Consider the following 26,938-nt stretch of genomic DNA (forward strand, 5'->3'; position numbering starts at 1 on the left):
GCTCTTTCCAAATTTTGAGATGAGAGTCTTATACTACCCGCGAATAGCAGGACAAAATATAGAAGATAAATAGAATTGTAAAAGATGTGGATATTCACATCTTTTTCGACTTTTTAAGGAGCAACATCATTACCATCAAACTAATAAATCTATTCACTTACCTAAATAACAAAACAAGCTGAATTCTGATAAATAGCTGTAAAGAAAAATTTTTCGTTTTGAGGGCACTTTAAAATATTTACTGGATGAGCGTAGGCAGCTCCTAAAAAAGGATATGCATACTTTCAATTTATCTCATCTTATTTACTTTATTCTTCTATAAGATTTTATAAAATCCAAATTTTCTCAATATACAAAACAAAAACATAATTTATAATAACTCTTGAGCTAATCATTTTTAAAATTTATTTTTTATATTCTACTTTCTTAGAGGACTTTATTACATTATTTCCATCTTTAAAAAAGAAAGGTTGAAGTCATGAACAATATAGAAAAAAAACTAGAATACATATTGTTTAGTAGCTGGTCTGTTTCTTTTATTGCAACACTTGGGAGTTTGTATCTTTCTGAAATAATGAAGTATGAGCCCTGTTCATTATGCTGGTATCAACGTATTCTCATGTATCCACTTGTTCTTTTACTAGGAACAGCTGTTATACGCAAAGATTATAGAATTGGAGTTTATAGTTTGGTTCTCGCTATCATTGGCGCATGTATAGCTGCCTATCACTATTCCCTTCAAAAAATCCCATTTTTATCTGAAAACGGAACATCATGTGGGAGAATACCTTGCACAGGGGATTATTTAGATTGGTTCGGATTTATTACAATCCCATTTCTCGCTCTAATAGCCTTTCTTTTTATTATTATTTGTTGCTTTATTCTTATTAAAATAAGCAAGGAGAGAAACAGTATATGAAAAAAATGCTTTTTTTCATTATTACTATTTTATCAATATTTACACTTATTTTTATTCTAACCAATAAAGGGACAAAAAGTGAAAAAACCACAAATACTGAGGAGGTAGATTATTATAAAAACCAAATTACTCCCGAACAATTGCAACAAGATCTATCAAGTCAAAAAACAAAAATAGTTTATTTCTACAAAACGACCTGTCCGCATTGCGAAAGGATTTCACCAATTGTAGTTCCTATGGCAAAAAATATGAATATTGATATGCAAGTTTTGAATCTAGAAGAATATAAACAAGGTTGGGATATGTTTCAAATAAAAGGAACACCTACAATTATTTCTTACAAAGACGGGAAAGAAATGAATCGTATATTAGGCGAACAGTCCTTACAAACGTTTCAAACATGGTTTGAAAACAACAAATAAGGATTTATATTTTACCAAAAATACTATTTTTCAAACTTATAACTAGAGTATTGATAAAGAAATAAATATTAGCGTATTTTTTTATTTTTAACTATACATTCTATTAATTTATAGAGGAGTAAAGGGGGCTCTCCCTCATGCTTACCAATATTGAATACAGTTTAATTTTTTATTTGTTAAGTATGAGGGGGGATTCCCCATTTGCAATAAAATATAATTTATTAGGAGGTAACACGTATGTTTAAAAAAGTTGCATTATCAATCGCTTCAGTAGCAGTAGCAGGTTCAGTTTTATTCGCAAGTCAATCGGTAACGGAAGCTGCTTTTTATCCGGTACAAAAAACGGGTTCTGGGCTAGATCTTCGCACGACTCCGACAATAAATGGCCTACGGACTGAATCAAACATTCCAGATGGCACTAAACTTTGGTTATATTGCTATGTGAATGGCGAATCTTATATGGGAAGTAAGGTTTGGGATTTTGTAGATGATAATGGCTATGGTGGTGAGTTAGATCAAGGCTTTGCTCCTGACTATTTCATTAAAACTGGTTCTTCTAAACCAGTTGTTGGATACTGCGCTTTTTAATTGGAAAAACAAGAAAACAGCCTCCTCGGGCTGTTTTCTTGTTACATAGTAATCCCCCTAGTGGTTAATGGTCTCATCTCACTTTTAGTTTATTGATTTCGTACCACATCAGTCATTACCTTTAATTTGGTGCTTGAGATGAGAAGCAAATAAGTGTAAGCTTCACTTTCACATTTACATTAAGTTTCGATTTTTGGGGATCCGCGCTCATTTTGTATACATCTACTTGTTCACCATTGCTTAAAAGTAGATGATAATGGCTATGGTGGTGCTTGAGCCAAGACTTTGCTCCTAATTATTTCATTAAAACTGGTTCATCCAAACCAGTTGTTGGATACTGCGCTTTTTAATTAGAAAACACAAGAAAACAGCCTCGTCAGGCTGTTTTCTTTTTTACATAGTAATCTCAGTAGTAGTTACTGCACTTACCTCATTTTTTGTTTGTTGATCTCGTACCATATCAGTAACTACTTTTACGGATGTAATTTCATTTGGAGCTTGAGATAAGAAACAGATAAGTGTAAGCTTCATTTTTTCCTTGGCATTTAAGCTTCGATTTTTTGGATCCGCATTCATTTTATATACATCTACTTGTTCACCATTACTTAAAACAAGTGTTTTAAAAGGCCCTTGTTCCAAATTAAGTACTTGATCTGAAGTATTTTCTAAAGTAGTTGTAAATTGTATTGCATTCATTTGCTCTGTACTTAGTCCTCGTTCTTTTAAGTTGTATCTCCCAATTTCACTTACTTCTGTACTCTGAATTACCTTAATTCTCTCTACTTGAATATGAAGAGGCCCTGCTTCTATCATTGTATTTGGCTCACTTAATTGCTTTAGAACCACTGTTCCAAGTGGATGCTTGGCTTCTTGTCCTACTTGTGTTAATGGCTCTGTATAAGGCTTAGCTTTTACATTCGTTTCAGCTATTGGAGCTTTTTTCGTATCAGATTCTACCTCTTTTTCAGAATTCGTTTGATTAGAACAAGCAGATATAAATATACATACAGATACAGTCATTAAAAAGGAATATACTTTTTTCATTTACGGACTCCTTTATTACAGAATATAGTTCATACATTTGTTACTGTTCTATAGTTCTTAAGTTATTGTAAATTAATAGTTTGAATTTTTAAATATTTAATTCGAGAATTTATGTAATTCTATATTGAGAAAATTTATGTACAGATCTTGCTATTTGTGGACAGTAAGATCCTCATTGATTAAAATTTCAATTTATCTTGTACAGCGAAGATTTCATTAATAACATAAAAAATGGCGTGTTTTACAATTTCATTTAATCTTTATTACTTGAAAAATAAAGTGAAACTTCAATCAGTGGGGGTTTTCTCCATCCCCCACTGATTGTTAGCCCTCACCAATCGGGCTTTTATGAGCTGTTTATCTCCCACCTAAACTTCTTCGCACTTTCTAAAGTTTTGAGGTGGGGGATAAAGCTTAATATCCATTGGAATAGTAATAAACTTAAAGCTTCCAATATTTCAAAAAAACCATGCTCTATATAATATAGAACATGGTTTTCATTAATAAAATGAGTATATTTAATTGAAATTTTTACTATCGTTTATTCACTCTGTCCGTTTCTTCGTCCACGTCTCCACCACTTCGCCTGTATCCGTAACATCTAGTACTAAACTACCATTACTATAGCGATCTTTATTACGGAACATTTTTGGATCTATTTCTTCGACAATCTGTTTTTCTGTTTTCATATAAACAAGTTCATCATCCCGAACAATTTCAATACCAACAATACGGTACGGATTACGTTTTAACTCTTTAAAGATAACAAGACCACGCTTCGCTCTTGTTGATTTCTCAATTTCAGAAGCTTTTAATCGCTTAACTGCGCCGCGCTGCGTTACAAGAATCAATTGATCTTTTTCACCATTTAGCGGTTTACCGGAAGCAACATAGTCATCTTCCTTTAAATTAATCGCTTTTACACCAGCTGCTCTTATACCAACTGGACTTACTTCTTCTTCACCAAAAATAAGTGCATATGCACCGTGTGTTGCAAGAACAATATCACTTGTTCCATCTGTTACAAATATGTCTACAACTTCATCATCTTTTTTCAAGTTTACAGCAACAAAAGCCCTTGAATAACGCTGCACTTTATACTGGTTCAACTCTGTTTTCTTAATCATACCATTTCGCGTTACAAATACGATAAATCGCTTTTCTTCCTCAAAATTTGGTACAACAGTCGCCCAAATTAATTCCTCATCTCGATCAAGTGAAACGATATTCGCAACGTGTTGACCTAAATCTTTCCAACGAATATCTGGCATTTCGTATACTGGAAGATAAATATAATTTCCTTTATTCGTGAATAAAAGAACTGTTTCTGTTGTGTTTGTATCGAAACGTTCGAGTAAGATGTCGCCCTCTTTCATACCGAAGTCTTTTCCGTTCGATGCATTATGCGAGCGCCAACCGGTACGCTTTACATACCCTTCTTTCGTTACAGTAACGATGACATCTTCTTGGGGAATCATAACTTCCACATCAATTTTAATCTCTTCAATTTCCTCTTCGATCACAGCACGGCGATTATCGCTATACGTTTTCTTTACTCTCTTTAAGTCTGCTTTAATGACTTGAAGAAGCCTCTTCTCACTTTGTAAAATCGCTTGTAATTCTGTAATTTTCTTCTCTAGTTCTTCCGCTTCTTTTTCTAGTGCTGTAATATCAGTATTTGTTAAACGATACAGTTGCAAGGATACAATTGCTTCTGCCTGTGCTTCTGTAAATCCGAATTTTGCACTTAAATTATCTTTCGCATTACGCTTATCTTTAGACGCTCGAATGGTTTCAATTACTTGATCTAAAATCGATAATGCTTTCATTAAACCTTCCACAATATGCTGGCGGTTTTCTGCTTTTCTCAGTTCATATTCTGAACGACGTGTAACAACCTCTTTTTGATGCCCAATGTATGCATCTAAAATTTTGGGTAACGTCATAAGCGTCGGGCGACGATTATTAATAGCCACCATATTAAAGTTATATGGTACTTGCAAATCGGTATTTTTATATAAATAGTTTAAAATACCTTCTGCATTTGCTTCCTTTTTTAGCTCCACAACAATACGAAGACCAGTTCGATCTGTCTCATCACGGACTTCAGCAATCCCATCTAGTTTTTTATCTAAACGTAATTCGTCCATTTTCTTTACTAAATTCGCCTTGTTTACTTCATATGGAATTTCTGTAATGACAATTTGCTGCTTGCCACCACGAATCGTTTCAACTTCTGCTTTTCCGCGAATGATGATTTTTCCTTTTCCTGTTTCATACGCTTTTTTAATTCCATCAAGCCCTTGAATAATACCACCTGTTGGGAAATCGGGCCCTTTAATAACCGTTAATAAGTCATCTACCGTACTATTAGGCTTATCAATACGCATCATTGTTGCATCGATTACTTCACCAAGATGATGTGGTGGAATCTCAGTTGCATAACCAGCTGAAATTCCTGTCGAACCATTTACTAATAAATTCGGGAACATCGCTGGCAGTACAACAGGTTCTTCACTTGTATCATCAAAGTTTGCTACAAACTCGACTGTTTCTTTATCAATATCACGTAATAATTCAGATGCAATTGGTGATAAACGAGCTTCTGTATAACGCATCGCTGCCGCTGGGTCACCATCAACACTACCGTTATTTCCGTGCATTTCAACTAATACGTTACGTACTTTCCAATCTTGACTTAAACGTACCATCGCCTCATATACAGAGGAATCTCCATGTGGATGGTAGTTACCAATAACGTTACCAACTGTTTTAGCTGATTTACGAAACGCCTTATCATGTACGTTTCCTTCTACATACATGGAATATAAAATACGACGTTGTACTGGTTTTAAACCATCACGCGCATCTGGAAGCGCGCGATCTTGAATAATATATTTACTATAACGTGCAAAGCGATCACCTAACACGTCTTCAAGCGGGAGGTCATGAAACTTCTCTGCTTGCATGTTATTCCACCTCCGTCTCCATAATCATTTCATTTTCTAAAATATTGCCTTCTTCTTGCATACCAAATTGTACATTGCGCTCAATCCACTTACGACGAGGTTCTACTTTATCACCCATTAATGTTGTAACACGTCGTTCCGCTCTGGCTGCATCATCTATTTTCACACGAATTAGCGTACGTGTCTCTGGATTCATTGTTGTTTCCCATAACTGATCAGCGTTCATTTCGCCCAGACCTTTATAGCGCTGCAACATATATCCTTTACCGACCTTTTTCGTTACGCCATCTAATTCTTCATCTGACCATGCATATTCAATTACTTCGCTTTTCCCTTTTCCTTTACTTACTTTATATAAAGGTGGAAGGGCAATGAATACTTTACCCGCTTCAATTAACGGCTTCATATAACGGTAGAAGAATGTAAGTAATAATACTTGAATATGTGCGCCATCTGTATCAGCATCGGTCATAATTACAACCTTATCATAGTTAATATCCTCAACAGAAAATTCGTTTCCAACACCACCGCCGATTGCATAAATAATGGTATTAATCTCTTCATTCTTGAAAATATCAGCAAGCTTTGCTTTTTCCGTGTTAATTACTTTACCTCGCAGCGGTAGTACGGCTTGGAAACGGCGGTCACGTCCTTGCTTTGCAGAACCACCAGCAGAATCACCCTCCACTAAATAGAGTTCGTTCTTCTGTGGATTTCGTGATTGCGCAGGTGTTAACTTCCCGCTCAATGTCCCTTCCGAACGTTTTTTCTTCTTACCAGTACGTGCTTCTTCTCTAGCTTTACGCGCTGCTTCACGTGCTTGCGCTGCTTTAATTGCTTTTTTCACAAGTAGTGTTGCTACATCTGGATTTTCTTCTAAAAAGTATGCTAAGTGTTCGGAGACAATCGCATCTATGGATGAACGAGCTTCACTTGTTCCAAGCTTCCCTTTTGTTTGACCTTCAAATTGTAGTAAATCCTCCGGTACACGTACAGAAACAATTGCCGCTAACCCTTCGCGAATATCTGTACCTTCTAAATTTTTATCTTTCTCTTTTAACATTGAAACTTTACGAGCATATTCATTAAAAACACGTGTCATTGCTGTTTTAAATCCAGCTTCATGTGTCCCACCGTCTTTCGTACGTACATTGTTTACGAACGAAAGAATGTTTTCTGAATAGCCATCGTTAAATTGAAATGCAAGTTCTGCTTCAATTCCATTTTGTTCACCAGCAAAGTATACAACTGGATGGATAGAGTCCTTTTCTTCATTTAAATAAGCAACGAATGCTTCAATTCCTGTTTCATAATGGAAAACATCTTCTAAATCATTTCGTTCATCTTTTATAGTAATTTTCATACCTTTTAACAGAAAGGCAGATTCACGCAATCTCTCACATAACGTTTCATAATTATAATTTGTTGTACTGAAAATAGATGGATCTGGTTTAAAATGCATTGTTGTTCCAGATTGTTTCGTTTTTCCGATTTTCTCTAGTGTTGTTACAGGCACACCACCATTTTCAAAACGTTGTTCATATACATTTCCATCACGTTTAATCGTTACAACGAGCCATTCTGATAAAGCATTTACAACTGATGCACCCACACCGTGTAAACCACCACTTGTTTTATAGCCTCCTTGTCCAAACTTACCACCTGCATGAAGTACAGTTAAAATTACTTCAGGTGTAGGCTTTCCAAGTTTATGCATTCCTGTAGGCATCCCGCGCCCTTTATCAACTACACTAATACTATTATCTTTATGTATTACGACAGAAATTTCGTCGCCAAATCCCGCTAACGCTTCATCAACGGAGTTATCTACTATTTCGTATACTAAATGATGCAATCCACGGCTGTCCGTGCTCCCGATATACATACCCGGGCGTTTTCGAACGGCTTCAAGACCTTCAAGCACTTGAATGGCATCTTCATTATATTGAAACTGATGCTTTGCCAAACTCCTTGCCCCTTTCCTAATCAAATCAGAACATATGTTTCTATTATAGAATAACGCCTTAACCATACTTTTGGCAAGTTATGTTATGTCTTTTATATACCATTCTCAATAGAAAAATCCTTGTTTTTTCACAAGGATTCCTCTAGGCTACTATTTCAGAAAAATAATCGTTTGTCAACGAGAAATGGATATGTATTCCAAATTACACACTCCACCATTTGGAAATTAACCAAATGACAATTATCCAAAATGGGATAGCAAGTAGCAATCCCCAAAAACAGCCTTTAAAAAATCTCATGATGAACACCTCGTTCATCTGCTTAGTTCTAAGTGCGAACTAAAGCTGAATCGACCTTTCGCTTACAATCTTTATAACTACCTCGTCATCGCATGTTCTACTTTGATACAGCGATCCATAATGACTGTATAGCCTTTTTCTTTTAAAAATGTATATGTATCTTCATCTTGTACTCCTAATTGTGCCCAAAAAACATCGGCATCAACCTCTACAAATTCTTTTGCAACGTCCATTAAAAATTCAGAACGGCGGAATACATTTACGATATCAATATGCTCCTTAATATCTTTTAATGACGAAACTGCCTTTTCCCCCAGTACTTCATCTACGACCGGGTTTACTGGGATAATACGATACCCTGCATCCTGCATCGCTTTTGAAACCATATATGATGTACGTTCTGGTTTGTCAGATAATCCTACAACCGCAATTGTTTTGCTTTTTTTCAATACTTCACCAATTTCCGTACGAGTTGGGTTTTCAATTGTCATAGTAAATCCCTCCTATTCCTTTAGTATAGCCGATAAAGAAAGTCCCTTTCAATATGAAAGAGACTTTCTTTATTAATTCTTAGCAGAAGAGTTATCTGCTAAAGTAGCTGTTTTCGTCATTTTTTCGCCATTACGATAGAATGTTACTTCAATTTTATCGCCAACGTTTTTCTTCTCATATAAATATTTACGGAATTGAAGTGAGTTTTCTACTGTTTGACCATCTAACGCTACAACAACGTCATACTGCTGAAGCCCAGCTTTTTCAGCTGGTGAAACAGAATACACTTTACTTAAGATAACACCTTTTGTAACATCTTTTGGTAATTTTAATTGTCCTACTGCAAATGGTGGTAAATCTTCAAGCGATGCAACGCCTACTCCTAGCGCTGGACGTTTTACCGCTCCATCTTTTTCAAGAGATTCCATAACTGGTTTTGCCACATTGATTGGAATAGCAAACCCGATTCCTTCTACTTCTTGCTGCGCAATTTTACTAGAATTAATACCGATTACTTCACCATTTTGATTAAATAAGGCGCCACCGCTGTTCCCAGGATTAATCGCTGCATCTGTTTGAATGACTTGTGCTTGCCAATCTGCCTGTTTGTCACCATTAATATCAACTGGAATTTCACGTTCTTTACTACTAATAATTCCTTCCGTCACACTACCATCAAAACCTAATGGGTTCCCGATTGCAATTGCTGATTCACCCGCGCGAATTTTACTAGAATCACCAAGGGTAGCTACTTTATTAACATTAGAACCATCAATCTCTACAACCGCTAAATCTAGCCATGGGTCTTTCCCAACTAATTTTGCATCCACTGTTTTCCCATCACTTAGTTTTACTGCAAGTTTATTTGCTCCATCTACTACGTGATTATTCGTTACGATAAGAGCTTTATTGCCAACCTTTTTATAAATTACACCCGACCCTGTACCAGCTGTTTGCTCTTCACCTACTTGCTCCATCGCAAATGGGTCGATGTTCTGTTGCATATTGATAACACCTACAACTACTTCTTTTGCTCCTTCAATCATACCAGGTAAATCTGTTTCACCCTTTACTTTATTGACAACAGGAACCACAGTTCCCTCTACTTTTGAATTAGAAGTTAAAACCGTTCCATTTGTCCATGGCATATATGGTGCTACAAAACTAATGGTAACAGCTCCGATAACCGCTCCAACTAGTCCTGTAAAAAAGTACCCTTTTTTACTACCTGATTTTTTTACCTCTCTCGTTTCACTATGCTCTTCATTCATATTTGGTCCGTCATAATATCCCATAACTGATATCCCCTCTCCGCTGAATTCGTATTTTCAGTATAGTTACATGTTGTGTATTTCTTGTGAATTCATCGTGAAATTCAATTAAAAAATACTCTCATGCAACATTGTAGACAAAAATTTATAATTTGTACATTCCCACCTGCAAAAGAAGATGAAAATGTATTATATTTTCATCATATACGTTGCTATTACGAAGGGCAAAAGAAAATCCTCCCAAAAAATCTCCAACCATTCTCCCCCTTTTGTTTTACTCGGCGTGAAGCTAAAAAAGAATCTGACCGCTTCTATCCATCGCCAGATCCTCTCTCCCAAACAAAAAAGAATGTTTTTTATATTACATAATATTTAAGAATTATTCCTCAAACTTATAGCCTACTCGAATGACAGTCCCAATATGCTTTGCTTTATCCCCTAACTTGTTACGCAATTTTTTTATATGTGTATCTACCGTACGATCGTCACCATAGTAATCATATCCCCAGAGTTGGTCTAATAAATGTTGTCGTGATAATACAATTCCTTTATTCTCCATTAAATACACAAGAAGTTCAAATTCTTTATGCGTTAATATAATTTCTTCTCCATTTACGGATACTGTACGTGAAAGACGATTCACATCGATTCCTGCCATAGAAAGTGTATTTTCTTCTACAACTCCCACTGCTCCATCCGCACGCTTTAATAAAGTTTTCGCTCTAGCTACTAATACTTTCGGGCTAAAAGGTTTTGTTACATATTCATCTGCACCAAGTTCAAAGCCTAATAGTGTATCATCTTCATCCGAACGTGCTGTAAGCATAATAATGGGTACTTCTGATTCTTTTCGAATGCGACGACAAACAGACCAACCGTCTATCTCCGGAAGCATAATATCTAACATGATTAAATCAATTGTATGTTCAGCAAATAATTCTAATGCTTGTTTTCCATCTTCAGCCTCTATCACTTCAAAGCCTTCATTGCGAAAATAATCACTAACAATCTCGCGTAATCTTCTTTCGTCTTCAACTAGTAATACTGTTTTGTTCATCTGACCTATCCCGCCTTTTTACTCTTTCAATCGAATTATACGTTGATTGGAGCTTCCGCGAAATGGAAGTGTCAAGTCTCTTTTTTCAAGTTCAAACCTTCCATCGACCAGAACATCCCCATAATGTAACAACTCTATCATATCATTATTTTGAGAACTCTGTATCTCTTCTAATGTATAACCTGTGTAAATCCATAAATTTTTTTTCAAAGCCTTCACCGCTTTTGCTACTATCTTCACTTCAGCAGCCTGAAAGAATGGATCTCCACCTGAAAATGTTACATCAGTAAGCGGATTTTTGGCAATCTCTTTTACAATTTCTTCTGTGTTCATTTCAGAACCATTACACATATTCCAAGACTGTGGATTATGACACCCTAAACAACGATGCGGACAGCCCGCAAAAAATACGACTGTCCGCAACCCTTCTCCATCTACTACACTATCATGAATAATATTCATCACTCTCATTTATGTTTCACCCGCTCTGCTTCTTCACTACGTTTTGCACTATTCCATTTCGACATATCTCCTACAAGATATCCTGTTATACGACGAATTCTTTCTATTTCATTCTCATCCTCGTTTCCACAACTTGGACATTCATTTTTGATGACTCCATGGTAACCACAGCACTTACAACGATCGACTGGATGATTAATTGATCCATATCCCACCCCATATTGCGCCATAGCTTGTACAATTTGCTTCAATGCTTTTGGATTATGAACTGCCGCTCCATCTAATTCAATATACGTAATATGCCCACCATTACACAATGCGTGAAATGGACCTTCTAAACGAATTTTATCAATCGCTTGAATGGAGTAATAAACTGGTATGTGGAATGAATTTGTATAATAATGATGATTTGTCACACCACTAATGATTCCAAATTCATCTCGATCTCTTTTAACAAACTTGCCTGATAATCCTTCCGCAGGAGTTGCAATTAAAGAGAAGTTCAACTGATGTTCTTCCGTAGCTTGATCCATCTTCTCTCTCATAAAGGCCACAATTTCATTCCCAAGATTCCACGATTCTTTATCTTCCCCGTGATGCTTACCTGTTAAAGCAACTAAACATTCTGCAAGCCCGATAAAACCAATACTTAACGTTCCTTGTTTTAAAATTTCAGCAACAGAATCTTCCGGGTGTAAATTTTCTCCCCCCCGCCATACTCCTTGTGAATATAAAAAGTGAAAATCTCTTGCTTTTTTCGTACATTGGTAAGCAAATCTTTCTAGTAGTTGACGAATACCTAGATCCACATAATAATGTAAAGCTTCAAAAAACGCTTCTTTTGAACCGCTAATCAATGCTAATTTCACTAAATTAATAGAAGTAAACGATAAATTCCCTCTTCCAATAGCAGTCTCTTCCCCATGAATATTAGACATAACACGCGTACGACACCCCATATAACATACTTCACTCTCTGGACGCCCATCATAGTGCACTGCATTAAATGGTGCATCTAAAAATGAGAAATTCGGGAACAGTCGCTCAGCTGTCGTTTCCAATGCCAATTCAAATAAATCATAGTTCGGATCACTTTCTTCAAAGTTGATACCTTTTTTCAGCTTAAAAATTTGAATTGGAAAAATAGGTGTCTCTCCTTTTCCTAACCCTGCTTGCGTTGCTCGTAATAATTGTCTAATTAACATGCGTCCTTCTTTTGATGTATCCGTTCCGTAGTTAATGGAAATAAACGGAACTTGCCCACCACCTCTACTATGCATGCTATTGGAATTATGAATAAATGCTTCACAAGCTTGATACGTATCATTCTCTGTTTCTTTCCAAGCAAAATCTTCTACTTGTTCTTTTGTTAACGGATACGTCTCTAATTTCTTCTTATTTCTCTCAAATGTTTTTCTCACATACGGTGCTAAATCCATGTCAAATAACGCAAATGATTGCCCGCCGTGCTGCATATTTTGATTCGCTTGAAAAATAATCGAAGAAAGTGCCAATGCACTCTTAATATCCTGAGGTTGTCTCATATGCCCATGCCCCGTATGAAATCCTTTCTCAAGCATTTGTGCTAAAGGAATTTGCGAACACGTTGTCGTACCTGTCGCATAAAAATCTAAATCATGTGGGTATAATATATTTTGACTGATTGCTTTTTTTACTTGTTCAGAAAGTAATTGTTCTATTGCATAATATTTTGCGCTCTCAGATGCGAATGTTCCCATCATCCCCATAGGAGACCGTCCATCAACATTTGCATTTTCTTGCATTAAATCTTGCTCATTCCCATGGACAATTGTTTCAAACATCTTCATCAATGCTTCTTCACGCACACTTTGTTTCATCATTTTCCAAACCTCCAACAACATCTTGTTAATCTACTAACAAAATGATACAACATATAGTCTTAATCAATCTGTGAGAAATGTAACATTCCTGTGAAAGTTTTTTAAAGAAACTTTGAATTTTTCATTTACAAAAAAAGAAATGTGCTCTTTACAAATGTATGGTACAATATACGGGAAAAACTCTTTTTACCCTTTATCAACACATTTGAATAAAGGAGACTGAACTTATGCTTATTACATATCTTTTATTTATCGTTGCCTATTTGCTTGGCTCGATTCCCTTTGCACTTGTTGTTGGAAAAATTGGTTATGGAATCGACATTCGCGAGCATGGTAGTGGTAATTTAGGAGGAACGAATACATTTCGGACGTTAGGGAAAAAAGCAGGTTTTATCGTTACAATTGCCGATATTTTAAAGGGGACGTTAGCAACAGCACTACCGTTAATTTTCGCCTTAGACGCCCATCCCCTTTGGTTTGGATTAGCTGCAGTTCTTGGACATGTATATCCGATTTTCGCGAAATTCCGCGGCGGAAAAGCAGTCGCAACTTCTGCTGGAGTACTCTTATGCTACGCACCAATCATTTTTGTAATATTAGCCGCTGTCTTTTTCACCCTGTTATTTACAACGAGATACGTATCGCTTTCTTCTATGGTAACGGCTGTTGTTGCTGTTATCGCATCCATTATTGATGGGAATAAAATCTTCATTGTTGCGATGTGTTTATTAGCTGGTATGGTTATTTATAAACACCGTGCCAATATTGGACGAATTATAAATAAAACTGAGCCGAAAGCGAATTTTACAAAGAAACAAAAGTAAGGTTGTGCCCCACATAAAGTGAAACTTTAATCAGTGGGGTTCTCTTCATCCCCACTGATTATCAGCCCGCACCAATCGGGCTTTTACGGGCAGTTTATCTCCCACCTAACTTCTTTACTCCCACCGAATTTTGCGGTGGGAGTATTACTGCCCGTTAATGCGGGATAACGCAAAAAGAAAACGCAAAGCATATTAATAGCGTCTTTTTGCGTTATTTTTTATACTAAAGAAAAAGCAACATAACTTGGAGGAACTATACATGAATCTTTCTGTAACAAAAGAAGCAGTAAATTGGTATAAAGATGAACTAAACTTACAAACTGGCGATACACTTCGCTTTTTCGTACAATATGGCGGTTGCAGCACTGTTCAAAAAGGCCTTTCTCTAGGCATTCGTAAAGATGAACCCGCACACCCTGCTGTTCAAGTTCAAGAAGAAGGTATTCACTTCTTTATTGAGGGTGATGATGAATGGTTCTTCGACGGACATGATTTATCAGTTACATTAAATGACGGTGATGAGTTCCCGCAATTTAATTATGAGAAATAAAAAAAAACGTGGCTTTTGCCACGCTTTTTTTATTTCTTCTTAATCTCCTCATATTTCGCATACCACTCAGGATATAATTTTTTAAAAGATACAGGACGGAAACCATCTTTTTTCGCACAAATATTTGTTGTTGTAGCCGTAATACAAAGATCTCCATCACCATTATAAATTTCATATCCGTATATAACACGAAGTGGACTAACCGAATCAATCCATGTTTTCACAATAGCTTTCTCTCCATAACGCATTGCTTTCCGATATGAAATTTGCAAATCTAATACAGGAGAAATAATCCCCTCTTTTTCCATTTCAACATATGAAAACCCTAATTCTTGTATTAGTTTTGTACGCCCTAATTCTAGCCATACTAGATAGTTCGAATGATACACTACACCCATTTGATCTGTTTCCGCATAGCGGATCTCAATTTCTTGTTCTGCTGCAAACATATAACAATCTCCTTCTCGCTTCTGTTTCCTCGCATACATTTAATCATAATACAGTAAAATCAAAAATAAAATAGAAACGATGGATCTTTTTACTGAAAGGAGCAAATATATGATTCAAATTGTAACCGTTCGTAGCGGTGATAGCGTATATAGCTTAGCAACCAAATACGGAACTACACCTGAAGAAATCGTAAAAGATAACGGACTCAATCCAGCTGAAACACTTGTTGTCGGTCAGGCTCTAATTGTAAATACGAGAGGAAATAACTATTACGTACAGCCAGGAGACAGCCTTTATCGAATTTCTCAAACATATAACGTTCCTCTTGCTAGTTTAGCAAAAGTAAATAACTTATCATTAAAATCCATTCTCCATGTCGGGCAACAATTATATGTACCAAAAGGCTCCAAACAAACGATAGAATCAATTGCTTATTTACAACCTTCTACCATTCCAATTAAAGAAAGTTTAGTGAATGCCACGCGGGCCATCAATCCTTATCTCACCTATTTAGCCTATTTTAGCTTTGAAGCGCAGCGTGATGGAACATTAAAAGAACCGACTGAAACAACAAGAATTGCTCAAATTGCAGTGCAAGGTCAAACAATCCCAATGCTTGTTATTACAAATATTGAAAATGGAAATTTCAGCTCTGAATTAACTTCGATCCTTCTACGAAACGCTACGATTCAAAATAAATTCATTACTAATATTCTAGAAACCGCAAAAAAGTATAATATGCGTGATATTCATTTTGATTTTGAAAATGTTGCTCCAGAGGATCGCGAAGCATACAATCGGTTTTTAAGAAATGTAAAAACGAGACTACCAGAAGGATATACATTAAGTACAACACTTGTTCCTAAAACAAGTTCAAAACAAAAAGGAAAATTTTTCGAAGCTCATGATTACAAAGCACAGGGGGAAATTGTTGACTTTGTCGTGATTATGACATATGACTGGGGATGGCAAGGCGGGCCACCGATGGCTATATCTCCTATTGGTCCTGTAAAACAAGTCATTCAATATGCAAAATCTCAAATGCCGCCGCGAAAAATTATGATGGGACAAAATTTATATGGCTTCGACTGGAAACTTCCCTTTAAAGAAGGAAATCCTCCTGCAAAAGCAATTAGTTCCGTCGCAGCCGTTGCACTTGCTCGCAAATATAATGTGCCAATTCGCTACGATTTTACAGCACAAGCACCACACTTTAATTATTTTGATGAAAATGGTGTGCAGCACGAAGTATGGTTTGAAGACGCTAGGTCTGTACAAAGTAAATTCAACTTAATAAAAGAACAAGGCATTCGCGGGATTAGCTATTGGAAAATTGGGCTTCCTTTCCCGCAAAATTGGCGTTTACTTGTAGAAAATTTCTTGATTACAAAAAAAGGCTGACAACTGTCAGCCCTTTTTTTACCCATTATAACCAGATTCGTCTTTTATTTCGCTTTTCAGCGAATCAATACTTTCTAAACGACGTTGATTCTTTGCTTCAATTGCAGCGCGATCTTTTCCATTTGAAACCTCTGCGGTTTCTTTCGCTTCATTAAAATTATCAATTGTATTTTGTACCATTTCTTGCAACTTTTCTACATTATCACTACGATCATCTGGATTCGCTTTATATTGCTCTGCCATGCTGTTTCCCTCCTAAATGAAGATTTACATACCATGATAGCTTTCCACAAACCAATTCGATTATGTATGCACATAAAGAAAAGGAGAATGAAAGCATTCTCCTTTTTAACCGTTATCCACAATCGGTTGTTTTCCTGTCTGATCTTGCATTTGCTTCCCTTTATTTCCGCCAGCCTTTTTTGACTGTGTTCCAATATGATCTGGTGAAAAATCTTTTGAATTCTTTTTCGGATTACCCATCATAATCGCCTCCTTACTACTAGTATCGTACTAGTAGTAAGAATTATTCAGCCTGTTTAAAAAGTTGCATCTCATAACGTCTTTCAATTCGTTCTTCAATCCGCTCAATTGCATCACGATCGCTTAGTAGTTGTTGCTTATTTTCATTCACAAGTTCCTCAAACGTTTTGCGTCGATTTCTTCTCATGCTGCTCATCCTTTCTCCTTCTCTTTCTTACTAATTAGTATGAGCAAATAAAAAACGCTTTAATCAGATTTGCGAGAAAATTTTATGTTTTACCAAAGAAAAGTTTATTTCTAGTTAAAAATCCATCAGCATTCTTTTGACAACTGATGGATTTTTGAATTTTTTCATTATTTCATTACGCTTAAATATTGTTCAATTTCTTTATCTGCATTAACTCTATTTTCTTTATATTCGTTCAGTGCTTGCATCACTCTGTCATAAGCCTCTAAAATATAGTTTTCTAACTTCGCAAAATCCTCTAGACTTTCAACCATAATTCTCGTCATACCTATTTCACTTTTTAAAGCCGGCTCACATTTCAAACTAGGGTATATCGCTACTATTTCTTGTTCTGTTTTTTCGGTTAAAATATATTTTTTTCGCCCTTTTACCTTTACTCTTACCATTGGGTAAAAAGCCTTTATATCTAGATAGCTTCCTACGTTCGCATTGCGGATCCATTGTATATCACGATTATGCTTCACGAGCATTTCTTTTATTAGCGCATACACCGCGTCTTCTTCAATTGTTTCTTTTTTCACTTTCTGTTGTCCTTCGCCTTGGATAGCAGCACATTTTTGATATACAGCCGCACATGTAATACAATCATCAAGTGCATTATGAGAACTCAAGCGAATCCCAAGCATTCTTTTTAAAGTTTCTAACTTGTGATTTGGAGCATGTTTCATATACTTTTTCGCTAAAAACACCGTATCAATTACTTTATTTTTAGGTTCTGGTAATCTAAGCATATTTACATTGCTCTTTAAAAAACGCATATCAAAAGAAGCATTATGCGCAACGATTGTGTCTGTACCTAGAAATGATAAGAACAAAGGTAAAACTTCTTGAATCGTTGGCGCATCCGAAACCCGATAATTTGTAATCCCTGTTAAACTCGTAATTCGGCTAGGAATAGGCCGTTCTGGATTTACAAAAGAAACAAACTGATCAGCCAACTCATGATTCCTGTACCTTACCGCTGCCACTTGAATAATTCGATCATTATATGGATTAAACCCTGTCGTTTCAAAATCAATAACCACATAGTCTCCTGTCAATAGTAGATTTCCCACAACATACGCCCCTCATCATTATTTTCGATAAAATTTCTTTCATCATATCACGAACAAGCTGCTTATTGAAAAAGAAAAGACAGAGATGATCTCTTATCCTCTCTGCCTTCTTACCATTATTTTATTTTTGCAATTCTCTTCTCCATCTCTTTTTGTGTCATCGGTCCGATAAATTTATCTTGAATGACACCTTTTGTATCCACAAAATAAGAAGTTGGAATGGTGATTACTTTATATGTCGTTGTAACCGTTATATCTTTATCCAATAAAATAGGAAAAGTAATTCCTTTCTCCTCCGCAAACTTTTTCACTTTTTCTTCCCCATTAGCACCTTCAGAAGCCGTATAATTTACAGCAAGAATTTCTACATCGGTTTTATGTTTCTTATAGAAAGCCTCCATATCTGGCATTTCTTGCTTACAAGGTCCACACCAAGTTGCCCAGAAATTTAAAATCACTTTCTTTCCTTTCAAATCCGATAACTTTACTTTTGTACCATCTAATTTTGCTAACTCAAAATTCGGTGCATTCTTCCCTACTTCAATTCCGTTCTTTGCAATAATTTCTTTCATCGCTGCTTCACTTTTTACTGGTTCTTCGCTTACTTGTTTTTCACTTTTTCCAAATTGCACATATACTGCGTAACCAACTAAACAAAATAAAATGATAATAACCGTAAGTTTTCGCCACACATACATCACCCTTATAGTTTCAGTCATCTACTATATCAACTCAAAAATAAAAATCGTATTTACATTTTATTTTAGCTTATACGGACAACCTTGGAAATATTCTCCTTACAAATAAATAGAATATTCTCAACAAAAAGTTTCTCCCAATCATTCTCGCATCAAATTGAAAAGCAACGATTACTCCTGGATATAAGGCAAATAACTTACCATTTGTAAATAAGATCTTGGGCTAAAGATGTAAATATCTCTCCAACAAGCGAATCTTCGTCATATACGGATGAACCTTTATTTTCTTCAGGATTTGCAAAAGGTATTTGTGCTATCACTTCTTTTTGCAGTTGTTCTGCTAACATTTCGCCGCCTCCTTTTCCAAAGAGATAGTTCCTTGAACCATCTTGTTCCTCATAATATGCCATATTCTCAACGACACCTAAAATATCATGTTTTGTATGCTTTGCCATTCCCCCCACTCTCGAAGCAACAAACGAAGCCACATTATGAGGCGTAGTAACGATAATTTCCTTCGCGTGAGGAATCATCGCAGCCACATCAATCGCAACATCTCCTGTACCAGGAGGCAAATCAAGAAGAAGATAATCTAATTCTCCCCAGTGAGTGTTGACAAGAAAATTTTGAATCCATTTGTTCAGCATCGGTCCTCGCCACATAACTGGATTATTACCCTCTGTAAAAAAACCCATCGACATGACTTTAACGCCGTGACTGACGACCGGAATCGCTATCTGATCTATCATTGTCGGTTTTTGAGTCGTTTCCATCATAGCAGGAATACTAAATCCATATATATCTGCATCTAAAATCCCAACCTTTTTCCCCATACGTGCTAAAGCAGTAGCAAGGTTAATCGTTACAGTTGACTTCCCGACTCCACCTTTTCCACTTGTCACAGCAATGAAACGTACACCTGAATCATGTCGCAACATACTGGGCATACCAGTTTCCGTTCTAGAATTTTTCTTTAGAGTTTCTGTTACTACAGACCGCTCTTCCGGTGTCATAGAACCGAAAGTCAAAGAAACGTTAGAAGCTCCGATATTTCGAAGAGAGTCTTCAATATCTTGCTGAATTTTTGCCTTTAGCGGACAACCTTGAATCGTTAAAATAACTTCCAGGTAAATCTGCGTGCCATTAATTTGAATATTTCTTACCATATTTAGTTCCACGATGCTTTTGTACAATTCTGGATCTTGAACATGACTTAAAGCGTTCATAATTCGTTCATGAGTAAGCATACATCTCAGTCCTTTTTATTTTTATTTGATAATTTTTAATACAAATAAAGTGAGACTTTAATCAGGTAGTTTATCTCCCACTTAACTTCTGTTCTTACGCCGATTCTTTTTAGGCGTGTATTAGGAATAAAATTATCCTCCACTTACAGGAGGAATAAACGCAACTATATCCCCATCTTGTACAGTATCTTCATCCATTACAAATTCTTCGTTGATAGCCGTCATGACTCGATCTAAAGCTTGTAAATGATAGTGATCTCTAAGCCATTCTTTTAGTTGATAAACACGAATCTCTTGTTTCTCTATTACTAATTGATCTGAACCGACTTCCTCTCGCAAATTTGCGAATAGTAAAATGGTAATCATCTTCTCACTCTTCCTTCTTTGGTTTTCCTTCTGGGTACGGCGTATTCTCGAGCTGATCTCCAATCCACATTGTTCCATCTTCCCAAAATTCTTTTTTCCAAATTGGGACGATTTGTTTAATACGCTCAATTGCATATTCATTCGCCTCGTAAGCCACTTTACGATGTGGTGACGATACTGCAATGACAACTGCGATATCCATTATTTCTAGTCGTCCCACCCGGTGTGTAATCCCGATTTTTGCATCCGGCCATTTTTTCTTAATTTCTTCTCCAATTTGAGTAAGCTGTTTTACTGCCATCGGTTTATATGCTTCATACTCTAAATGTAAAGTTCGTTTTCCTTTCGTTAATTCTCGTACTGTTCCAATAAAAGTTGTAATCGCACCTGCTTCTCTTCTTGCTACCTTATTCGTTACTTCTTCAACTAAGATTGGAACATCTACAATTTCAAATAATACTCGTCCCATTAAAACCCCTCACTTTATAAGATGGAATAATATTGCTCCAAGGCCATTCACTACCTTCGTTATCTTCTAATAAGAGAATATCTACAAACATCCCTTTCTTATATCCTCTCGTACTGCTTGGGAGTACGATAAAAGCGTTTGATTCAGCTAATGAAGAAACTGAACTAGACTTATCAAACCCTGATGGATAGGCGACTAATTGCCCTTCGTTACATCTGAGTTTTGCACGTACAAATCTCGTAAATGGATTAGGTTTTAGAAAATCTTCTCCTAATAATGCTTGCTCTCTTTTTAAATGTGGTTTTTTACTAAACATATAAGTACGAATGCTAGGTCTTACGAACAACTCAAATCCTACATAACAAGCAGAAGGGTTACCTGATAATCCAAATAATAATTTTCCGTTTAATTGCGCTACGGTTGTGACACTGCCCGGGCGCATTGCAACTTTGTTAAAAAGAACCGATGCTCCTAATTTTTCGTATATGGCTGGCAAATAATCGTAATCTCCTACCGAAACACCACCAGTTGTAATTAACATATCGACTCCACTTAACGCTTCTTTTACAGCAGCATAGCACGTATCAAAATCATCACTACACTTCCCAGAGTACTTTACTCTTCCACCCGCTCTTCGAATTTGGGACAATATCATATACGTATTACTATTTCGAATTTTCCCAGGTTGTAGTGATTCATTGACATCAAGCAGCTCACTCCCAGTCGCTAACAGTCCAATTACAGGCTTTTTGGCAACTGGCACTTCGCTGTAACCGAATGTAGCAAGAAGAGCAGAAATACCTGGATTAATGTATACTCCTCGCTTCGCAAGAATCGTTCCTTTACGAGCATCTTCACCTTGAAAAGAAATGTTGTCTCCTTTTTTAAATGAACGTTTCACTTCCATATAGCTTTTTCCGATATTCTCATATTGACGATGACGAGTCAGTTCTAGCATGACGACCGCGTTACATCCTTTCGGAATTTGTGCTCCTGTCATAATTCGAACTGCTTGAAACGCTCCTACTTCTTTAGAGAATACGGAACCTGCTCCAATTTCACCGATTACTTCAAATACAATTGGATTCTCACGACTTGCCTGAGAAGTATCTTCTGCCCTAATAGCGAATCCATCATATGGCGAGCGATCGAAGGAAGGGACATCATGATCTGCTACTAAATCAACTGCTAATGTACGCCCGTATGCTAATTCAAGTGGTACTAATTCTTTTACACCACGATTGGCAAATTCCATCACTTTACGAACAGCCTCTCCAACTGCAATCGGCACTCTTCTTTCCATCATTACCAAACCTTTCTCTTAACCTAATAAACGATAGTATATTTGCTTCGCTTTTTGAATTTCATTTGTCCCATGAATATATACACGGCCATCTTGAAAAATGACCATGCGATAATCATCTAATTGGCAAGATAACAAGTACGGGTTTCGATCTATTTTTCCATGCTTTTTTAGCATTTTTTCTAAATCGCCAAAGCTATACTGACTATTATGCGCCGCTCTAATTTGAACTGTATTTCTTCCACATAAAACAACTGTCTTCGTTTGATTTTCATAAGATAAATAAGGATAAGTTCTATGTGTTCCGCATGAAGAACAATTGTCCGTTTTTATTTTTCCTAGTTTAATTGAATGATAATGATTACTCCATATATCAAACATTAAAAAAGTTTTTCTAATTGCTGAGAAATCTTCCACTAAAATTTTGAACGCTTCCGCTACTTGATATGCCGCGACTATTTGGACAGCTGGACTAATAATTCCAACCGTGTCACACGTTGTTCCTGTAACGGGAACACTTTTAAGTACACAATGTAAACATGGTGTTTTCTTTGGAATGATGGTATAGCTCATACCGTATCCCCCGACACAAGAACCGTAAATCCAAGGAATATCATATTTTTGTGATAGATCATTGATTACAAATCGAATATCAAAATTATCTGCTGCATCAATCATGACATCGACATCGTCTAATAAAGCTTCCATATTTTCTACCCTTGCATCCATCACAAGAGCCTGAATCTGTACTTCTGAATTAATTTGTTTTAAACGATTCTGTGCTGCAATCGCTTTTGGTAATTTTTCTATTGCATCTTGTTCAGTGTAAAGTTGTTGCCGCTGTAAATTACTCCATTCTACATAATCACGATCAATAATCGTTAATTTTCCGATACCCGCACGTACAAACGCCTCTGCACTTGCACTTCCTAATGCACCTGCCCCCACTATCAACACATGCTTATTTCTAATCTTCTCTTGCCCTTCTCGTCCGATCGGCGTGAACGACTGTTGACGTGAATACCGCCCCATCATTAGATGACCTTCCCTTCTCGTAAATAATCATCAATTCATAAAAAACATACTTCATATTCTGTTATTTTTCTAAAAGATCTTTCTCTATAACACTTTGTTTCTGATAACAAGAGAAATAAGCAAATCCAACAAAACCAGCTCCACCAATTACATTTCCGATAAAGACAGGAACAAAGTTCTTAGCAAGATCCATCCACGTAAGGTGACCAGCAAAAATAACCGCTGAGATGACAAACATATTTGCTACTACTTGCTGAAATCCAATTACTACAAAGGCCATAATAGGAATCCAAATTCCAACAATCTTCCCAATCAAATCGTTTGTTCCATGAGCTAACCAAATCGCAAGGCAAACGAGCCAGTTACAACCAATTGCTAAAATTAACGTTCTCCCAAAAGATTCATGTAACTTATCTTGAGCTATCGCTATCGTCTTATTTAAATACGCACCTTCTGTAAGCCCACCAAGGTGACCGAAACAATACGCTACGAAAAGTGCACCTGCGAAGTTAGTTAAAGTGATCCAAGCCCAATTATTTAACACATGTTTCAATGTAATTTTCCGTGCATAAAGTGCCATAGCCATTGACATCATATTTCCTGTAATTAATTCTCCCCCTGCTAAAACAACGAGCATAAGTCCGATAGGGAAAACCGCTCCCCCTATAAAATTGACTAAACTTCCCCATTGCTCCGGTACATTTCCTAAAACTCGAATATTAAGTAAAAATCCTAACGAAATGAATGCTCCTCCTAAAAAACCGAGAATAAGCATAGCTGATAGCGATTGCCTTACCTTTTGAACACCAGACTCAATCACAAGCGCAGCTATTTTTTCCGGTTTATGAAATGCCATAACCAATTCCTCCATTTTTCTCAACTAAAAAAAGCAGCTCCAAAAAACCTTAACATAGTAAGGATTTTTGGAATGCTGCTTAATCTCTCTGCATGTCTCTTACAGAAATATCAATCATCATTTTTACTATAAACATAGAAAATCTGCAAAGCTTGCACACTTTCCACTTCTCTCTATTTGCTATAACAAAAAGAATCTACAAATAGCCTTCTGTCATATTGTTTTGAATATCACCTAACATATCCTTTATTTCTCAGCCACCAATATGCGACATTTCAATTTTCGGCAATGTTTTTTTATTTGTATTGCTCAGCCGTTCATCCGAATAGCGATCTGAGCGAGTATTCCAAACGTGACGAATAACATCGGTAATCTCCTCATCGGTATACCCAGAACGAAGTAATTCTCTAAGATCATTTCCTTTAGAAGCAAACAAACAAGTATATAATTTCCCTTCTGCAGAAATACGAGCTCTTGTACATGAGGAACAAAAAGAATCTGTTACAGATGAAATAATTCCTATTTCCTCATCACTACCGATATAACGATAGCGAGTCGCAACTTCACCAGGGTAGTTCGCTTCCATTCGTTCAAGTGGCATAACTTGATGAATCATTTCTAAAATCTCTTGTTTAGAAACGACCTCGCCTAATTCCCAACCGTTAAAATTCCCAACATCCATATATTCAATAAATCGCAAGATATGCTTATTCTCTTTAAAGTATTGCGCCATTTGAACGATATCCTGTTCGTTTTTTCCTTTTTGGACAACCATGTTGATTTTAATTTTCATTCCGACTTCCGCTGCAGCCTGTATTCCTGCAAGAACTGTTTTTACTTTACTTCTGTTGCCATTTAAATAAGCAAAACGCCCTTCATCCAAAGAATCCAAACTAACTGTCACACGTGATAAACCCGCCTTATATAAATCAGGAGCGAACTTTTTAAGTAGTGACCCATTTGTAGTTAAACCGATATCCTCTACTCCATCAATTTTGTTAAGTCGCTCGATTAGTTCAGGAAGGTTTTTCCGAAGCAACGGCTCTCCACCAGTAATACGTAACTTTCTTACACCTAAAGAAACGAAAATACGTGTAACCCTTTCAATCTCATCAAAAGATAAAATTTTATCATTAGACAAAAAAGAATAATCACGACCAAATATTTCTTCCGGCATACAATATCGACAGCGAAAATTACAGCGATCAGTAACAGAAATACGTAAATCCTTTAAAGGACGGTGCAATTTGTCTAATGTGATAGATTTCATGTTCATTGCCTCGTTTCTGCATATTTTATAATTCCGTACAAGTGTTATTTATATTTACAACCCGCTCTGTATGCGTATATACATTTAAAGATCGATTACGAATAAACCCTATTGTAGTAATTCCTAACTGTTCCGCTAACTGCAAAGCTAACTCAGTTGGAGCGGATTTTGACAATATGATTTCACAGCCAATTTTCGCAACTTTTAATAGAATTTCTGAAGATATACGGCCACTAAACACAATAATTTTATCACCAATAGAAATGTTATTTTTTAAACAATAGCCGTAAATTTTATCTAAAGCGTTATGTCTTCCTATATCCATTCGACTTAAAACAATTCCATTCACATCGCATAAAGCTGCATTATGCACCCCGCCCGTATGTTGAAAAGTGGACGCAGATTGCTGCATATCGTTCATTAGCCGAAAACAATCCTCGGCAGATATTTTTACGCGAATATCATTCATCTTCTTTGCAGTTAGCGCATCGTTCGCGAAAACAAATCCTTGTCTACTCATTCCACAGCATGAAGTTATATAGCGTTTATTTTGGATATCACGATAATAAGGATTAATTTTTGTCGTTTTTACATGTACATATCCTTCTTTCTCCTGTACCCATATTTCATCAATATCTTCATACTTTCGGATAATACCTTCAGATGCTAAATAGCCTATTACCATATCTTCAATGTACTCTGGAGTACTAACCATTGTAACAAATTCCTGTCCGTTCATTTTAACCGTAACAGGAAACTCTGTTACAATGCTGTCCTCCATATGTGTAAATTCCCCTTGCTCATAATGAAAAATTTCCCGTTCCACCTGTATCGATTTCACGATGAGTATCCTTCTCTCACGTTATATTTTTATCAAAGACAAACACCGAAACTGCAATATCTTCTTCCACTTTCATATCCGAAAACAGATGAACTAATTTCGCTCCAACAAGTTCCTCTAAATGTTCACGAGAATTAACGGCATACACTTCTTGAATCATTTTCGTTCGAGCCATATGAACCATTTCCGCACCATCCATCGTTCCCGAAATGAATTTTTCAGTCGGTGTCAAGTTTCCATAAAGTGTGGCAATCGCCATATTTTCAGCAAATACAGTATGAATTCGTTCCGGTCCTTTCCCAAACAAATCTTTTCGAAGTTTTCGGATCATATCATTAAATTCATGTACCATTTTTGACATACTCTCATTCCTCCCCTATTCATCAACAATAACTTTTCACATATTGTTTCATCATAACTATTCTACCAAAATGACCTTTTCGTCTGAACTATTCACGCAAATAATGAGACGAAAAGGTTCATCTTTTCGAAT

29 protein-coding genes are annotated in these 26,938 nt (G+C 36.3%); 6 read left to right on the top strand and 23 right to left on the bottom strand.

Translation table 11 applies throughout. The features are described from left to right. Positions 1-478: 478 nt before the first annotated feature. The 3 genes from CN373_RS09750 to CN373_RS09760 all read left to right on the top strand — a co-directional run bounded on the left by CN373_RS09750 (position 479) and on the right by CN373_RS09760 (position 1,929). Positions 479-919 carry a disulfide oxidoreductase gene (locus CN373_RS09750; protein WP_098359189.1) on the top strand — a complete coding sequence of 147 codons (441 nt, stop codon included), beginning with the start codon at positions 479-481 and terminating at the stop codon, positions 917-919. After that, entirely contained in the window at positions 916-1,341 is a 426-nt protein-coding gene (locus tag CN373_RS09755; protein ID WP_098359190.1) for a thioredoxin family protein, read from the top strand. Before CN373_RS09750 ends, CN373_RS09755 begins: the two co-directional genes overlap by 4 nt. A gap of 237 nt (positions 1,342-1,578) precedes the next feature. Then, entirely contained in the window at positions 1,579-1,929 is a 351-nt protein-coding gene (locus CN373_RS09760) for a hypothetical protein (RefSeq protein ID WP_000475221.1), read from the top strand. 393 nt (positions 1,930-2,322) lie between these two features. Here the strand turns inward: CN373_RS09760 and CN373_RS09765 are convergent, their stop codons facing one another. The 8 genes from CN373_RS09765 to CN373_RS09805 form a co-directional block, all read right to left on the bottom strand. After that, positions 2,323-2,973, bottom strand: coding sequence for a hypothetical protein (locus CN373_RS09765; RefSeq protein WP_098359191.1), 651 nt, complete (start codon positions 2,971-2,973; stop codon positions 2,323-2,325). A 545-nt stretch (positions 2,974-3,518) separates the two neighbouring features. Continuing rightward, entirely contained in the window at positions 3,519-5,942 is a 2,424-nt protein-coding gene (gene parC, locus CN373_RS09770) for a DNA topoisomerase IV subunit A (protein WP_098359192.1), read from the bottom strand. A 1-nt stretch (position 5,943) separates the two neighbouring features. Beyond that, a complete protein-coding gene (gene parE, locus CN373_RS09775) occupies positions 5,944-7,908 on the bottom strand; it encodes a DNA topoisomerase IV subunit B (protein WP_001062212.1) in 1,965 nt (654 codons plus the stop codon). Between the two features lie 375 nt (positions 7,909-8,283). Continuing rightward, the gene (locus CN373_RS09785; protein ID WP_000151396.1) at positions 8,284-8,697 is read right to left on the bottom strand and encodes a CoA-binding protein; all 414 of its coding nucleotides are present in this window, start codon (positions 8,695-8,697) and stop codon (positions 8,284-8,286) included. Between the two features lie 72 nt (positions 8,698-8,769). Next, positions 8,770-9,993 carry a S1C family serine protease gene (locus CN373_RS09790; RefSeq protein ID WP_098359194.1) on the bottom strand — a complete coding sequence of 408 codons (1,224 nt, stop codon included), beginning with the start codon at positions 9,991-9,993 and terminating at the stop codon, positions 8,770-8,772. 355 nt (positions 9,994-10,348) lie between these two features. After that, complete coding sequence (locus CN373_RS09795) at positions 10,349-11,026, bottom strand: response regulator transcription factor (RefSeq protein WP_001044689.1); 678 nt, start codon at positions 11,024-11,026, stop codon at positions 10,349-10,351. 18 nt (positions 11,027-11,044) lie between these two features. After that, the gene (nrdG, locus tag CN373_RS09800; RefSeq protein WP_098359195.1) at positions 11,045-11,497 is read right to left on the bottom strand and encodes an anaerobic ribonucleoside-triphosphate reductase activating protein; all 453 of its coding nucleotides are present in this window, start codon (positions 11,495-11,497) and stop codon (positions 11,045-11,047) included. Further along, positions 11,494-13,350 (bottom strand): anaerobic ribonucleoside triphosphate reductase, encoded by a 1,857-nt coding sequence (locus CN373_RS09805; protein ID WP_098359196.1) that lies wholly within the window; start codon positions 13,348-13,350, stop codon positions 11,494-11,496. The genes nrdG and CN373_RS09805 overlap by 4 nt, the downstream gene beginning before the upstream one ends. Before the next feature lie 227 nt (positions 13,351-13,577). Between CN373_RS09805 and plsY the strand changes: the two genes are divergently transcribed. Together plsY and CN373_RS09815 are read left to right on the top strand one after the other, a co-directional pair. Continuing rightward, a complete protein-coding gene (gene plsY / locus CN373_RS09810) occupies positions 13,578-14,174 on the top strand; it encodes a glycerol-3-phosphate 1-O-acyltransferase PlsY (protein WP_000909433.1) in 597 nt (198 codons plus the stop codon). A 259-nt stretch (positions 14,175-14,433) separates the two neighbouring features. Beyond that, positions 14,434-14,724 carry a HesB/YadR/YfhF family protein gene (locus tag CN373_RS09815; RefSeq protein WP_098359197.1) on the top strand — a complete coding sequence of 97 codons (291 nt, stop codon included), beginning with the start codon at positions 14,434-14,436 and terminating at the stop codon, positions 14,722-14,724. 29 nt (positions 14,725-14,753) lie between these two features. Here CN373_RS09815 and CN373_RS09820 read toward each other — a convergent pair whose 3' ends face one another. Beyond that, the gene (locus CN373_RS09820) at positions 14,754-15,173 is read right to left on the bottom strand and encodes an acyl-CoA thioesterase (RefSeq protein WP_098359198.1); all 420 of its coding nucleotides are present in this window, start codon (positions 15,171-15,173) and stop codon (positions 14,754-14,756) included. A 109-nt stretch (positions 15,174-15,282) separates the two neighbouring features. Here CN373_RS09820 and CN373_RS09825 point away from each other — a divergent pair, with 109 nt between their 5' ends. Beyond that, the gene (locus tag CN373_RS09825) at positions 15,283-16,575 is read left to right on the top strand and encodes a glycosyl hydrolase family 18 protein (RefSeq protein WP_098359199.1); all 1,293 of its coding nucleotides are present in this window, start codon (positions 15,283-15,285) and stop codon (positions 16,573-16,575) included. Between the two features lie 18 nt (positions 16,576-16,593). On the opposite strand, the gene tlp is transcribed toward CN373_RS09825, so the two are convergent. From tlp to CN373_RS09895, 14 genes are all read right to left on the bottom strand, one after another. Continuing rightward, positions 16,594-16,818, bottom strand: coding sequence for a small acid-soluble spore protein Tlp (tlp, locus tag CN373_RS09830; RefSeq protein WP_000840704.1), 225 nt, complete (start codon positions 16,816-16,818; stop codon positions 16,594-16,596). 105 nt (positions 16,819-16,923) lie between these two features. Then, positions 16,924-17,058: an acid-soluble spore protein SspN gene (sspN, locus tag CN373_RS09835; protein WP_098359200.1), complete on the bottom strand. Its 135-nt coding sequence runs from the start codon at positions 17,056-17,058 to the stop codon at positions 16,924-16,926. A 43-nt stretch (positions 17,059-17,101) separates the two neighbouring features. Beyond that, a complete protein-coding gene (locus CN373_RS09840) occupies positions 17,102-17,245 on the bottom strand; it encodes an FbpB family small basic protein (RefSeq protein WP_001254081.1) in 144 nt (47 codons plus the stop codon). Between the two features lie 167 nt (positions 17,246-17,412). Then, positions 17,413-18,360 (bottom strand): 3'-5' exonuclease, encoded by a 948-nt coding sequence (locus tag CN373_RS09845; RefSeq protein WP_098359201.1) that lies wholly within the window; start codon positions 18,358-18,360, stop codon positions 17,413-17,415. A 116-nt stretch (positions 18,361-18,476) separates the two neighbouring features. Further along, positions 18,477-19,052: a redoxin domain-containing protein gene (locus CN373_RS09850; protein WP_098359202.1), complete on the bottom strand. Its 576-nt coding sequence runs from the start codon at positions 19,050-19,052 to the stop codon at positions 18,477-18,479. Positions 19,053-19,255: 203 nt separating this feature from the next. Beyond that, on the bottom strand, positions 19,256-20,305 hold the full coding sequence (locus CN373_RS09855; RefSeq protein WP_098359203.1) for a P-loop NTPase: 1,050 nt from the start codon (positions 20,303-20,305) through the stop codon (positions 19,256-19,258). 132 nt (positions 20,306-20,437) lie between these two features. Continuing rightward, the gene (gene moaD, locus CN373_RS09860) at positions 20,438-20,671 is read right to left on the bottom strand and encodes a molybdopterin converting factor subunit 1 (protein WP_098359204.1); all 234 of its coding nucleotides are present in this window, start codon (positions 20,669-20,671) and stop codon (positions 20,438-20,440) included. Between the two features lie 4 nt (positions 20,672-20,675). Continuing rightward, the gene (locus CN373_RS09865; RefSeq protein ID WP_098359205.1) at positions 20,676-21,140 is read right to left on the bottom strand and encodes a molybdenum cofactor biosynthesis protein MoaE; all 465 of its coding nucleotides are present in this window, start codon (positions 21,138-21,140) and stop codon (positions 20,676-20,678) included. Beyond that, positions 21,121-22,443 carry a molybdopterin molybdotransferase MoeA gene (locus CN373_RS09870; protein ID WP_098359229.1) on the bottom strand — a complete coding sequence of 441 codons (1,323 nt, stop codon included), beginning with the start codon at positions 22,441-22,443 and terminating at the stop codon, positions 21,121-21,123. The genes CN373_RS09865 and CN373_RS09870 overlap by 20 nt, the downstream gene beginning before the upstream one ends. 18 nt (positions 22,444-22,461) lie before the next feature. Then, positions 22,462-23,478 carry a molybdopterin-synthase adenylyltransferase MoeB gene (locus CN373_RS09875; RefSeq protein ID WP_098359206.1) on the bottom strand — a complete coding sequence of 339 codons (1,017 nt, stop codon included), beginning with the start codon at positions 23,476-23,478 and terminating at the stop codon, positions 22,462-22,464. Between the two features lie 61 nt (positions 23,479-23,539). Beyond that, on the bottom strand, positions 23,540-24,334 hold the full coding sequence (locus CN373_RS09880) for a formate/nitrite transporter family protein (RefSeq protein ID WP_000863992.1): 795 nt from the start codon (positions 24,332-24,334) through the stop codon (positions 23,540-23,542). A 253-nt stretch (positions 24,335-24,587) separates the two neighbouring features. Further along, positions 24,588-25,604: a GTP 3',8-cyclase MoaA gene (gene moaA, locus CN373_RS09885; RefSeq protein ID WP_000836456.1), complete on the bottom strand. Its 1,017-nt coding sequence runs from the start codon at positions 25,602-25,604 to the stop codon at positions 24,588-24,590. A 25-nt stretch (positions 25,605-25,629) separates the two neighbouring features. Further along, entirely contained in the window at positions 25,630-26,445 is an 816-nt protein-coding gene (fdhD, locus tag CN373_RS09890) for a formate dehydrogenase accessory sulfurtransferase FdhD (RefSeq protein WP_098359207.1), read from the bottom strand. A 16-nt stretch (positions 26,446-26,461) separates the two neighbouring features. Beyond that, entirely contained in the window at positions 26,462-26,806 is a 345-nt protein-coding gene (locus CN373_RS09895; protein ID WP_000041501.1) for a DUF2294 domain-containing protein, read from the bottom strand. Between the last annotated feature and the right edge of the window lie 132 nt (positions 26,807-26,938).

The organism is Bacillus cereus (assembly GCF_002561295.1).
Taxonomy (GTDB): domain Bacteria; phylum Bacillota; class Bacilli; order Bacillales; family Bacillaceae_G; genus Bacillus_A; species Bacillus_A cereus_S.

Bases quoted from the DNA above. Each gene is read 5' to 3' on its own strand.
- CN373_RS09750 (WP_098359189.1), top strand. From the start codon at position 479: ATGAACAATATAGAAAAAAAACTAGAATACATATTGTTTAGTAGCTGG.
- CN373_RS09755 (WP_098359190.1), top strand. From the start codon at position 916: ATGAAAAAAATGCTTTTTTTCATTATTACTATTTTATCAATATTTACA.
- CN373_RS09760 (WP_000475221.1), top strand. From the start codon at position 1,579: ATGTTTAAAAAAGTTGCATTATCAATCGCTTCAGTAGCAGTAGCAGGT.
- CN373_RS09765 (WP_098359191.1), bottom strand. From the start codon at position 2,973: ATGAAAAAAGTATATTCCTTTTTAATGACTGTATCTGTATGTATATTT.
- parC (WP_098359192.1), bottom strand. From the start codon at position 5,942: ATGCAAGCAGAGAAGTTTCATGACCTCCCGCTTGAAGACGTGTTAGGT.
- CN373_RS09785 (WP_000151396.1), bottom strand. From the start codon at position 8,697: ATGACAATTGAAAACCCAACTCGTACGGAAATTGGTGAAGTATTGAAA.
- CN373_RS09790 (WP_098359194.1), bottom strand. From the start codon at position 9,993: ATGGGATATTATGACGGACCAAATATGAATGAAGAGCATAGTGAAACG.
- CN373_RS09795 (WP_001044689.1), bottom strand. From the start codon at position 11,026: ATGAACAAAACAGTATTACTAGTTGAAGACGAAAGAAGATTACGCGAG.
- nrdG (WP_098359195.1), bottom strand. From the start codon at position 11,497: ATGAGAGTGATGAATATTATTCATGATAGTGTAGTAGATGGAGAAGGG.
- CN373_RS09805 (WP_098359196.1), bottom strand. From the start codon at position 13,350: ATGATGAAACAAAGTGTGCGTGAAGAAGCATTGATGAAGATGTTTGAA.
- plsY (WP_000909433.1), top strand. From the start codon at position 13,578: ATGCTTATTACATATCTTTTATTTATCGTTGCCTATTTGCTTGGCTCG.
- CN373_RS09815 (WP_098359197.1), top strand. From the start codon at position 14,434: ATGAATCTTTCTGTAACAAAAGAAGCAGTAAATTGGTATAAAGATGAA.
- CN373_RS09820 (WP_098359198.1), bottom strand. From the start codon at position 15,173: ATGTTTGCAGCAGAACAAGAAATTGAGATCCGCTATGCGGAAACAGAT.
- CN373_RS09825 (WP_098359199.1), top strand. From the start codon at position 15,283: ATGATTCAAATTGTAACCGTTCGTAGCGGTGATAGCGTATATAGCTTA.
- tlp (WP_000840704.1), bottom strand. From the start codon at position 16,818: ATGGCAGAGCAATATAAAGCGAATCCAGATGATCGTAGTGATAATGTA.
- sspN (WP_098359200.1), bottom strand. From the start codon at position 17,058: ATGGGTAATCCGAAAAAGAATTCAAAAGATTTTTCACCAGATCATATT.
- CN373_RS09840 (WP_001254081.1), bottom strand. From the start codon at position 17,245: ATGAGAAGAAATCGACGCAAAACGTTTGAGGAACTTGTGAATGAAAAT.
- CN373_RS09855 (WP_098359203.1), bottom strand. From the start codon at position 20,305: ATGCTTACTCATGAACGAATTATGAACGCTTTAAGTCATGTTCAAGAT.
- moaD (WP_098359204.1), bottom strand. From the start codon at position 20,671: ATGATTACCATTTTACTATTCGCAAATTTGCGAGAGGAAGTCGGTTCA.
- CN373_RS09865 (WP_098359205.1), bottom strand. From the start codon at position 21,140: ATGGGACGAGTATTATTTGAAATTGTAGATGTTCCAATCTTAGTTGAA.
- CN373_RS09870 (WP_098359229.1), bottom strand. From the start codon at position 22,443: ATGGAAAGAAGAGTGCCGATTGCAGTTGGAGAGGCTGTTCGTAAAGTG.
- CN373_RS09875 (WP_098359206.1), bottom strand. From the start codon at position 23,478: ATGATGGGGCGGTATTCACGTCAACAGTCGTTCACGCCGATCGGACGA.
- CN373_RS09880 (WP_000863992.1), bottom strand. From the start codon at position 24,334: ATGGCATTTCATAAACCGGAAAAAATAGCTGCGCTTGTGATTGAGTCT.
- moaA (WP_000836456.1), bottom strand. From the start codon at position 25,604: ATGAAATCTATCACATTAGACAAATTGCACCGTCCTTTAAAGGATTTA.
- CN373_RS09895 (WP_000041501.1), bottom strand. From the start codon at position 26,806: ATGTCAAAAATGGTACATGAATTTAATGATATGATCCGAAAACTTCGA.